Annotated in this window: 10 protein-coding genes; 1 reads left to right on the top strand and 9 read right to left on the bottom strand. The window is 38.4% G+C overall.

Annotated elements, in window-relative coordinates; all coding sequences use genetic code 11:
- Nucleotides 1–68: 68 nt before the first annotated feature.
- From AAHB15_RS16445 to deoD, 5 genes are all read right to left on the bottom strand, one after another.
- Entirely contained in the window at nt 69–890 is an 822-nt protein-coding gene (locus tag AAHB15_RS16445; protein ID WP_342042800.1) for a hypothetical protein, read from the bottom strand.
- A 90-nt stretch (nt 891–980) separates the two neighbouring features.
- Nucleotides 981–1898: a CobW family GTP-binding protein gene (locus AAHB15_RS16440; RefSeq protein ID WP_335572155.1), complete on the bottom strand. Its 918-nt coding sequence runs from the start codon at nt 1896–1898 to the stop codon at nt 981–983.
- A gap of 60 nt (nt 1899–1958) precedes the next feature.
- Entirely contained in the window at nt 1959–3470 is a 1512-nt protein-coding gene (locus tag AAHB15_RS16435) for a lmo1851 family serine protease (protein ID WP_335572154.1), read from the bottom strand.
- 204 nt (nt 3471–3674) lie between these two features.
- Nucleotides 3675–6071, bottom strand: coding sequence for a heavy metal translocating P-type ATPase (locus AAHB15_RS16430; RefSeq protein ID WP_335572159.1), 2397 nt, complete (start codon nt 6069–6071; stop codon nt 3675–3677).
- A gap of 232 nt (nt 6072–6303) precedes the next feature.
- The gene (deoD, locus tag AAHB15_RS16425) at nt 6304–7008 is read right to left on the bottom strand and encodes a purine-nucleoside phosphorylase (RefSeq protein ID WP_144562896.1); all 705 of its coding nucleotides are present in this window, start codon (nt 7006–7008) and stop codon (nt 6304–6306) included.
- Nucleotides 7009–7149: 141 nt separating this feature from the next.
- Between deoD and AAHB15_RS16420 the strand changes: the two genes are divergently transcribed.
- Nucleotides 7150–7275, top strand: coding sequence for a hypothetical protein (locus AAHB15_RS16420; protein ID WP_098529402.1), 126 nt, complete (start codon nt 7150–7152; stop codon nt 7273–7275).
- Between the two features lie 80 nt (nt 7276–7355).
- Here the strand turns inward: AAHB15_RS16420 and AAHB15_RS16415 are convergent, their stop codons facing one another.
- The 4 genes from AAHB15_RS16415 to AAHB15_RS16400 all read right to left on the bottom strand — a co-directional run bounded on the left by AAHB15_RS16415 (nt 7356) and on the right by AAHB15_RS16400 (nt 9587).
- Complete coding sequence (locus AAHB15_RS16415) at nt 7356–7664, bottom strand: YodL domain-containing protein (RefSeq protein WP_335572153.1); 309 nt, start codon at nt 7662–7664, stop codon at nt 7356–7358.
- A gap of 151 nt (nt 7665–7815) precedes the next feature.
- A complete protein-coding gene (locus tag AAHB15_RS16410) occupies nt 7816–8586 on the bottom strand; it encodes a sporulation protein (RefSeq protein ID WP_335572152.1) in 771 nt (256 codons plus the stop codon).
- 11 nt (nt 8587–8597) lie between these two features.
- The gene (locus AAHB15_RS16405) at nt 8598–9395 is read right to left on the bottom strand and encodes a serine/threonine protein kinase (RefSeq protein WP_335572151.1); all 798 of its coding nucleotides are present in this window, start codon (nt 9393–9395) and stop codon (nt 8598–8600) included.
- Between the two features lie 12 nt (nt 9396–9407).
- A complete protein-coding gene (locus tag AAHB15_RS16400) occupies nt 9408–9587 on the bottom strand; it encodes a hypothetical protein (protein ID WP_251561708.1) in 180 nt (59 codons plus the stop codon).
- Nucleotides 9588–9657 lie beyond the last annotated feature (70 nt).

Here is a 9657-nt window from a genome sequence, read left to right as displayed (position 1 = left end):
GATAGAGGACTTTTTTTAAGTGTCTACTCTATCGGGTACATTTTAGTTTCTAAAGGTGTTTTTATTTATTAAAAGTGATTTTCTTTTATAAATGGTTGGGAATCCACTCTCCAAACATCTGCCGGAGAAAACCGAATTAAATGGATCTGTCCTCGAAACGTTTGCCCGCCGACATCTTTAATATACCAATCGATTTCAGCAGGTACGTCTAAACTTATTTCTTGGGTGAGGTCTTCTGGCGGCAGAACCTCTAATCGTGTGATCCTGACATTTTCAACTTTATCGAGTATTGGGTTCCAATTTACTTTTTGCAGTGATATGGTCGAGACAATGACAGAATCCTGCTGTTTGAAACCAGCAATATAGGCGTTAATGACCTGATAGGGATTTGCATTTGCCAGGTATTCATTTAATTTGCCTGAAGCCTTATAAATCATAAGCATATGAGACAAGTCCATTGAATTGGTTCGATGGGTTGTGCTGCCGTAGAAATGAATGCAAAAATGTCCAGGAAAATTATTCTGCAATGCCCCAGCTCCATGAGGCATTCCGTGCATGGATGCAGCAATCCGCTGCTTTTTATGAATGACATAAATAGCACGGCGTTTCCAGCTCCATTTTCCCCCATAGATTTTTTTCATAATATTTGTATCTTTCACGGTGAGCGGCTGTACATCAGCATGGTGACTTCCGGCTCGTCTTTGTACCTTGAACCTTTTCCCTGTTTCCATATCTTGGACAGTAAATTTTGAATATTTCGGTAACAACTGATTAACCTTGTTCCAATCCGGCATTTCTACATTGTCTTTAATCTCGTTTGCCGCATGTACTCCATATCCATTTAGGAGGATTTGAATAACTAGTATGAAACAACAAACTGCCTTCTTCATTGGAGCTCCTCCTTTAATGGTTTTTTTCTACATTAAAAGAGTTACCTGAAGTGGAATTTATCATTCATTTAACACCCATTTTTATTCAAGTTAAACTACCTCTGTCTCACTTTCAAGTGAGACAAGCTGTTGTTCAATAATCCCCCAATCCACGTTTTCACCGATAAATACAAGATTCAAGCGCATGTTCATATATTCTTTCATGTAGAGCGGCATCCCATATGCATATTGAAAAAGAAATGGCTGTTCCGAATAATGAAACTTAATATATCCTTTTATCCGATAAATGGTATCTGGTAAATTCTTCAAAAATTCTTCAAAACCAGTATCGCTGATTGGTTTATGAAACCGGTATACGTAAGTAGATAAGTTTAAGTGAATGTGGCTAGATTCCTTTTCTACATTTACAGTTAAATTTCTTAGCCGGTCCATAGGAACCTTTGAGTAGCTGGTTAGTAAACATTGCGCTTTTGGATTTAACCCTTGCATCTCAAAAATTAGCTGTGCCTGCTCATTTTCTTTTAGTTCATCAATTTTGTTAATCAAAATAAAGTCCGCATTCCTTACTTGTTCAAGGATCAATTGCTGCAGCTGGGGGCTTAACGCTTTTCTGTTTTTCCACCTAGTTCCATCTACTGTCGTAATAATCCCTTTTATCAATAATTGATCTGCAAACAGGGGTGAAAGAATGGAGTCTAATACTTCCACTGGATGGGCAGCGCCCGTTGTCTCAATATAAATCACTTCCGGTTGTTCCTCCATTAATAGTCCTTGAAGCTGGGCTTCAAGCTTGTCCTGAATGGAACAGCATATACATCCTCCTAATAACTCTTTTAACAATATATCTTCTTCAACCGCATCTGAGTCAATTGAGACTTGACCAAGCTCATTCATCAGGACTGCTACTTTTCTCCCGCGGCTGCGCTCGTCCGTTAGAAAACGTTTCAATAGTGTAGTCTTCCCGCTTCCTAAAAATCCTGACAAAATGTATACCTCTGTCTTTTTCATAGTTCTTTCCCCTCTGTAATAAAGCTTAACCCGACTCCAGTTGGAATCGGGTTACAAATGTTATTTCATTCGGCCTTTTAGTACCTCAACTGCTTTTTGTAATTGAGTATCGCTGTTTTTAATTTTCTCACGTAATACATCCATAAGCTTTAAGGTGGAGTCACCCTTTAATACACCATTAGCAGGAAGCTTCTGAGCTGTTTGGAATTTGATGACTGCTTGTTTTGTCTTTTCGTCAAAGAATCCATCTTCCCTGCCTGGGTCATATCCAATCGCCTTCAACATTTTCTGGGCAGTTTGTACCTCTGTCGATGAAGTGGAGATTGCCAGTTCTTTATCTGGGTTAATTATCGGTAATGTTGCATAATCGGGGAGCGCCACTTGAACATCCGGTACAATCCCCTTCTTGTGAATCCAGTTACCGTTTGGTGTTAACCATTTAGCTATGGTATATTTCAGATTTGATCCATCTTCAAAATCAGCTGCCGTTTGAACAGTTCCTTTACCAAAGGACTTTTCACCAACAAGTGGTACACCAGCAGATTCTTTTACAGCAGCAGCAAATATTTCAGAAGCACTTGCACTGCCGCTATCAATTAAGACAACTAGAGGAAGATCAGGATTTCCTTCATTTTGTGAAGCAATTTCCTTAATTTTTCCGTTTCGGTCCTCTTCCTTGACAATAATTTTTCCTTTAGGAACAAACATACTTGTAATGCTTACCGCTTGATCCAATAATCCCCCTGGGTTTTGGCGTAAGTCTAAAACAAGACCTTTCATTCCTTTTTTCTGGAGATCGGTTAAAGTAGTTACCAATTCTTTAGATGTGTTGCTTGAAAAACTAGTTATTTGAACCTTTGCGATTCGATGATCGACCATTTCCCCATAAACGGTTTCAATTGGAATCGTGTCACGAACAATCGGTACGGTCATTGGTTCAGCCATTCCTGGCCGTTGAATCGACAATGTCACCTTTGTTCCTTTTTTACCTCTTATCAAGGTGACAGCTTCAGTCGAATTCATTCCTTGAAGACTTTTCCCATTTACGGAGATGACCATATCATTTGGCTTTAAACCTGATTTTTCAGCAGGAGACCCTTTAATAGGAGAAACGATGACGATGTGCCCGTCCTTTTCTTGGATTTCGGCGCCAATCCCTTCAAATGAAGAGGATATGCTGTTATGAAAGCTTTTCGCTTCGTCATCACTCATATAATCTGAATATGGGTCATCTAATGATTTGACCATACCGTCAATCGCACCATTAATCAGTTTCTGCTGATTGACATCCTTATAGTAGCCATTTTTTAAGGTATCAAATGCTTCATAAAGTTTATTAAATTCTGTTCTGTCCGGCGTAACTGTTACCACTTTTTCTTTTCCAAAAGCGAGAGCAAAAGTTGTAATCCCAGCCGATAAGAAAACAAGGAAAAATAACAGCATAATAAAATGAAACTTTTTCAAGCGTATGTAACTTGATTTATTTTCAATCACTTGCTCTTGCTCTACTTTTTCTTCCTTACCCTTCAGTTGTTCTCCATTTTTTTCATCCAAAGCCTTCACCACTTTCATTCACCATAAAAATATGAATTTTAAACTATCATACGGGTTAATCTCACATTTTTAGAAGCCATTTTTAAAAGTAAACCCTTAGTGATTAGAATAACATCTTTTATATAATATTAACAAAGAAAAGTGAATGAATATAATAAGAATTACATTTTCCTTCATTTTACCCAAAGAAAAACGGCACTACCGGGTGGTAAGTACCGTTTTTTATATTTTTACTCTCTTCAACCGTAGTGAGTTAGTTACCACAGAAACTGAACTGAAGGCCATCGCAGCCCCTGCTACCCAAGGGGCAAGCAGCCCAAATGCAGCAATCGGAATACCTCCAGAATTATAAATGAGTGCCCAAAAGAGATTTTGCCGGATATTTTGCATGGTTTTTTTACTTAAAGAAATGGCTTTCGGGACCAAAGTAAGTTCTCCGCCAAGAATGGTAATATCAGCTGCTTCAATCGCGACATCTGTTCCGGTACCTATGGCAATGCCAATATCGGCCACGGCAAGAGCAGGGGCATCATTGATCCCATCACCCACCATCGCTACCTTTAACCCTTTAGATTGTAGTTCCTTCACATGTGTAGCTTTTTCTTCTGGGAGAACTTCGGCAATGACGTTTTGGATTCCAACCTGATTAGCAATGGCCTTAGCTGTCCGTTCATTATCACCAGTCAGCATATATACCTTGATACCTAATTCTGATAATTGCTTCACTGCTTGCGCAGCTGTTTCTTTTACAGTGTCTGCTACTGCCACCATTCCCATGATCGTATCATTTATGGCAATATACATTGCTGTTTTTCCTTCAGTTTCAAAGCGAAGAAGATCGCTTTCCAAGTCATGGTATGAAATGCTTTTTAAATTCATAAGTTTACGTGTCCCTATATAAACCTCGTCATTTCCAATTTTTGCCTCAATTCCATATCCTGGTATTGCTTTAAAACGTTTTACCGGTAAGGTACTTGACCGTTTTTCCCTTCCATATTTAACGATAGCTTCGGCAAGAGGGTGTTCAGATGACTTTTCAGCAGAAACAAGATACTGGAGGACCCTTTTCTCATCCTGATAGGCAATAAAATCCGTTACAACAGGTTGTCCTTTTGTAATCGTACCTGTTTTATCAAAGACGATGGCATTGATTTTGTGGGTGGTTTCAAGGTATTCCCCACCCTTAAAAAGAATCCCTATTTCAGCAGCCTTCCCTGTTCCCACCATAATGGAGGTCGGAGTTGCAAGTCCAAGTGAACAAGGACAAGCAATAACGAGAACAGCCATTGCAGTTTCCAGTGCAGAAGGGAAATCATTCGGATTAACAAATAAATACCAAATCATAAAGGTTAAGATTGACATAGTAACTACTACAGGCACAAAATAACTAGATATCGTATCTGCTAGCCGTTGAATGGGTGCTTTACTTCCCTGTGCCTCTTCGACAATTCTAATAATTCCTGCAAGTGCAGTATCTCTTCCAACCTTTGTTGCGGTCATAGTCAGCGTTCCGTTTTTATTAATAGTAGAACCAACTAGTGTGTCACCAATCGATTTCTCTACCGGGATGGATTCCCCCGTAATCATCGACTCATCCACCGAGGATTGTCCTTGAATCACTTGCCCATCAACTGGAATTTTCTCACCAGGCTTCACAACTATGCGATCGGCTACCTTCACATCATCGATAGGAATTTGCTGTTCTTTTCCGTCTCTAATCACAGTGGCTTCTTTTGCCTGAAGGTTTAGCAGTTTTGATAAAGCAACAGTTGTCCTCCCTTTTGCCATTGTTTCCAATAACTTTCCAAGCAGAATTAACGTAATAAGAACAGCACTCGTTTCAAAATAGAGATGCGGGATGTAAAGAGGGTTTCGGATGGTCTTTAAGCCTTCTGCAAGACTATAGAAATAAGCGGCAGAGGTTCCTAATGCAACAAGGACATCCATATTTGCACTTTTGTTTTTAAGTGCCTTGTAGGCAGCGACGTAAAAGGGACCTCCAATATAAAACTGAATCGGTGTGGCTAAAAGGAATTGAAACCATGGACTCATTAATAGATGCGGTACTGGCAGGCCCAAGTCAACGGGAATGTGCGCCAACATCGTATACAAAAGTGGAATTGTTAAAATCACAGCTAGGAGGAACTTTTGTTTCTTCTGTTTAATTTCCTCTTCTTTATGCTGTTGCTTTGATTCCCTTTGCCCTTTCTCCTTCGCTTCATAACCAAGCTTATTAATTTTATCCTTAATACCCTGGATCGTAACTTCCCCCGGATTATATTCAACACTTGCTGATTCAGCAGCTAAATTTACGGTTGCCTTTTTAATACCGTCCATTTTGTTTAAAACTTTTTCAATTCTTGTTGAACATGCTGCACAAGTCATACCATATATATCAAACTCCGATTTCTCAAATCGTACACCATATCCGAGATTCTCAATTTTGGTGATAATATCATGACTTGTTACTTTGTTTTTTTCATATGAAATGATTGCACTTTCCATCGGTAAATTGACATTGGCATCAACACCGTCCATTTTATTTAGCACTTTTTCAATTCTTGTTGAACATGCTGCACAGGTCATACCAGTTATATCTAATTTGAGCTGCTCTTTCATTTCGTTCACCTCATTCATACAATACCCCTGCACCCTATATAACACAATGTATATTCGATTTTTGTCACGTATTTGCCTCTTTTTTCATTTTACAACTCATACGCCAACTTTTGATGACGATTGTCACTACTGCCTTAATTGTTACTATCAATTAAATTCTCCATTTTACAGCGGAGTTCCTTTTACAAAAAAGAAAAAACCTCTTCCTGATTGGAAGAGGCATCATAAAACATTATTCCTTAGTCGCAGCTTCTAATGCTACTTCAATCATATCATTAAAGGTTAATTGTCTTTCTTCTGCTGTTGTCTCTTCACCTGTTAAGATATGGTCACTAACGGTAAGAACAGAAAGAGCCCTGCGATTAAACTTTGCGGCTAATGTATAAAGTGCCGTTGTTTCCATCTCGATAGCAAGGATTTGATATTTAGCCCATTTCTCAAGATCAGCATTATCATTATAAAATGAATCAGCGGTAAAAATATTCCCTACTTTTAAATTTAGACCTTTTGCAACCCCTGCATCATAAGCCTTTCTTAGCAAGTCAAAATTTGCAGTTGGTGCAAAATCCACATGTCCAAAGGTTAGACGATTAATATTGGAGTCGGTTGAGCTTGTCATCGCCAAAATAACATCTCGAACTTTTACATCCTTTTGAATTGCACCACAAGTACCGACCCGAATAAGGTTTTGAACATTGTAGCTTTGCATTAATTCATTAACATAAATTGAGATAGAAGGAACACCCATCCCAGTACCTTGGACAGAAATCCTTTTTCCTTTATATGTTCCGGTGTAGCCAAACATATTCCGAACTTCGTTGTAACATTTGGCATCTTCTAAAAATGTTTCCGCTATATATTTTGCACGAAGTGGATCCCCAGGAAGTAATACTGTTTCAGCAATCTCATTCTCTTTTGCCCCAATATGTACACTCATAAATAAACCTCCCAAAAAAAAAGTAAGTACAGTAATAAGTTTGTACCATTGACACTATAACATAATCATTTTTTATTGAAAACGAAGACATGATTTTTTGAAATTGTGGAAACCTATTATTAGGTTAAAGGAGGGGTAATAATGGGTAAAAAACACCGAGCACGTATCCGTGGGAAAAAAAAGAATAATCACATCCCACCTGAAGCCATTGTGGCAGAACATGATGCACACGCCAAAGAATTTAGTGCTGCAGAACGTAAAAGTTAACACGGAAAGCGGAAACATCCGTTTGTTCGATAATCTAATAAAAATAAACCTAAGGATTATCCTTAGGTTTTATGTATTGTTCACCTAATATTTATTCGATTTACGAGTTCCCAACCACCAGATCTTAATTGGTAATAATGTTGGCCACCTCGGCCCTCATCAATTAAAATAATATCACCTGTCGACATAAATCTCCCTTTGTAATCAGCTGGAATCCTGTCGGTCACATTAAAGCGGCTAAACGTTTCCTGTAAGCACTGCCTGCGACTGTTGGCGGGAATAGTGGTCCGATACACCTCTTTGTAACCCTTACGTTCACGGTACCTTGGAGTTTGAAAGATTGTCACATCATATGGATTATATGCCTTTTTTGTTAACATTTTGATCATCTTATCCCTCCAATTATTTGACTTAATTACTATTCTAAATAATTGGCGATAACAAGTGTCGATTCCTCCATTAAAACCCCACTTTTTTTGTCGATTATCATTTTTTAGCAAAAAAACAATAGGGTTACATTTCCCTATTGTCCTAATTACACTATGAATACCTTTGAATAACGTTTTGAATTTTTTGTTGAATAGATGGAATATCCTCGTTTGTAACCGTTAATCTTACATTGGTCTCATCCGTTCCCAACGCTTCAGAGAATAAACCTGATAATCCTCGGGCACGTCTATCAACTTGGAAAATAATATCAAGAGAACCATTTCCAGCTGGAAAGAATACAACTTCTAATTCATCTAATTTACCGCGGAATAATCCAGAGGTTGGAACAAATTCAAATTCCTGAACAAACGGTAAACGCCCGCGTAATCGGCGCGGTGCTTCCTCACAATCTGCCTCACGGATTCTAAATCCCAACTGGTCTATTGCATTAAATACAGCAGACATTAATGAATTAGGGACCACTTTTAAGTAGTCTTGATCACTAGGGTCGACTGCACCCTTAATATCCAGCCCAGTAGTCACCCATACTTTTGAACGGCCAATAGAAAGCGGTGTGTCGTATGGGAGCTGAAAGGAGAAGGGGATATCCCTTTTCTCATTGGCCCGAATCGTGAATGGGGTTGTTAACCGGAACCGGTCAATGGCTGCTGTTACAGAGTATTTCCTGTCATCTGACTCTCTTAAGTAGGTTGTATTTAAGGCAAGATATATTTCATCAATCTGCTGATCAATCCTGCCGCCTTTAATTGCCACCACACCTTGAACTGTTTCTCCCGGCATATACGTATCCTTTTCAAGCTTTGTGTCCACCTCAGCGGACCCAATTCCCACACTGGCAAATACTTTGTTAAAAAATGACATTTTTTCTCCTCCTAGGTACTTAGCTTTTCTATATCTACTCTCAGCTGTGAGCAGTCGTCATACGCAGGCTCAATCTGTAAAAGTCTTCTAATAATGTGTTTTGCCCAGGATGAAATTTCTAATTCTTCTTCCCAGCTTTTTTCCTTTTCGTGCCACTCAAAGGAAAAGTTGGAATACAGCAGAAACAATAGGAAATGGCCCAGTCCATAAAAGTCAGCCTGAAAATTTATTCCTTTTCGTAAATCTAACCCTTTTGTTCTTGTTATACCTTCTTTTTCCTGCCGTAAATATCTCCCTAACCCCAGGTCAATCAGTCTGACCTTCGACCCATCAAAGATGACATTCGGAATCCGAATATCTCGATGGATAATATCTCTGCCATGCAAATATTCGATTAGGGTCAATAATTCATCAGCAATTTTAAAAGCACCTTGCTCAGATATTGTCAAGCCCTCAGAAAAAATAAGCTGTTCGAAATTTTTTCCATCAATATACTCCATTGTATAAAAAGGAATTTTATTATAGGTTCCCTCTTCGAAATACCTAGGGAATCCCGGATGATGAATGGATTTTAATAATTCCTTCTCCAGTTCAAAGCCTTTCCTGCCTGATTTTGTGATTCTTTTATGAATCCTTAATGCTTTTAATACCTTATTTTGCTGGGTTAAGAGATCCATAACTAAATAACTGTGCCCATAGCTGCCCATTCCAAGATGTTTGATTATCCTAAATTTCCCGGCGATTGTTTCGTCAGATGATAATGGTCTTTCAAACAAATTAGAATAGAACAAAACAGTCCTTTTAATCATTTAAACCCCTTTTTAGCTGCTAAAAAAACTAGACAAAAAACTGCCGCTTTTATGCTTTTTTTTGTAATGATGATGTCCATAGTGACTATGTTTATGGTGATTCATTTTCTTCCATGCATCACTAGAAGATGAGTATTTGTGATGATTGTTTAATTTTCCGCTTATAAGAGATTTAAGGATTTTCTTTAACATAAAAACCCCTCCTTAGGTTCGTAATCATATATACGAGGCAAACAAATAAAGGTTTCGTCAAAAACAAAAA

The sequence above is a fragment of the Bacillus sp. OTU2372 genome (assembly GCF_038440275.1).
Lineage (GTDB): Bacteria > Bacillota > Bacilli > Bacillales > Cytobacillaceae > Neobacillus > Neobacillus bataviensis_B.
The sequence above is the reverse complement of the archived record's forward strand: the minus strand, read 5'-3'. Positions and strand labels throughout refer to the sequence as shown.

Coding starts and splice junctions, on each gene's coding strand:
- AAHB15_RS16430 (WP_335572159.1), bottom strand. CDS start 6,071: ATGAAAGAGCAGCTCAAATTAGATATAACTGGTATGACCTGTGCAGCA.
- AAHB15_RS16405 (WP_335572151.1), bottom strand. CDS start 9,395: ATGATTAAAAGGACTGTTTTGTTCTATTCTAATTTGTTTGAAAGACCA.
- AAHB15_RS16410 (WP_335572152.1), bottom strand. CDS start 8,586: ATGTCATTTTTTAACAAAGTATTTGCCAGTGTGGGAATTGGGTCCGCT.
- AAHB15_RS16440 (WP_335572155.1), bottom strand. CDS start 1,898: ATGAAAAAGACAGAGGTATACATTTTGTCAGGATTTTTAGGAAGCGGG.
- AAHB15_RS16420 (WP_098529402.1), top strand. CDS start 7,150: ATGGGTAAAAAACACCGAGCACGTATCCGTGGGAAAAAAAAGAATAAT.
- deoD (WP_144562896.1), bottom strand. CDS start 7,008: ATGAGTGTACATATTGGGGCAAAAGAGAATGAGATTGCTGAAACAGTA.
- AAHB15_RS16415 (WP_335572153.1), bottom strand. CDS start 7,664: ATGATCAAAATGTTAACAAAAAAGGCATATAATCCATATGATGTGACA.
- AAHB15_RS16445 (WP_342042800.1), bottom strand. CDS start 890: ATGAAGAAGGCAGTTTGTTGTTTCATACTAGTTATTCAAATCCTCCTA.
- AAHB15_RS16400 (WP_251561708.1), bottom strand. CDS start 9,587: ATGTTAAAGAAAATCCTTAAATCTCTTATAAGCGGAAAATTAAACAAT.
- AAHB15_RS16435 (WP_335572154.1), bottom strand. CDS start 3,470: ATGAAAGTGGTGAAGGCTTTGGATGAAAAAAATGGAGAACAACTGAAG.